At 60.7% G+C, this 318-nt stretch carries 1 pseudogene; it reads right to left on the bottom strand.

The features are described 5' to 3' along the window. Nucleotides 1-217: pseudogene (locus CWO89_RS45385) on the bottom strand (helix-turn-helix domain-containing protein); the annotation flags it as partial. Between the last annotated feature and the right edge of the window lie 101 nt (nucleotides 218-318).

The raw sequence follows: 318 nt of genomic DNA on the forward strand, positions 1-318 counted from the left end.
TGCGAGCCGCGAGGTCGATCTTGTGGCTGCGCAGGAACCGCCAGACATATTGGACGTCAACATCGCCCAGCGCCTCGGCCAGCAGGGGCCCGGTCCAGCGTGCGAACCCTTCCGGCGACGGCTTGTCCAGCAGCTTCAAAATCCGCTTGTCGGTGGCCTTCGTATAGATTGGCTGCTTGCCCGGTCGCGCCTTGTCTTGCAGCCCTTCAAGGCCTTGTTCTTGGATGTGGATCCGAAGGAAGTTCATCAAAGCCTCTTGAGCCGCGCATTGAAGGCGATCGGTGGAGTGGTCGAGCATGAGAGAACCAGTAGGGTGCC

Origin of the sequence: Bradyrhizobium sp. Leo170 (assembly GCF_004296405.1) — a bacterium.
Lineage (GTDB): Bacteria > Pseudomonadota > Alphaproteobacteria > Rhizobiales > Xanthobacteraceae > Bradyrhizobium.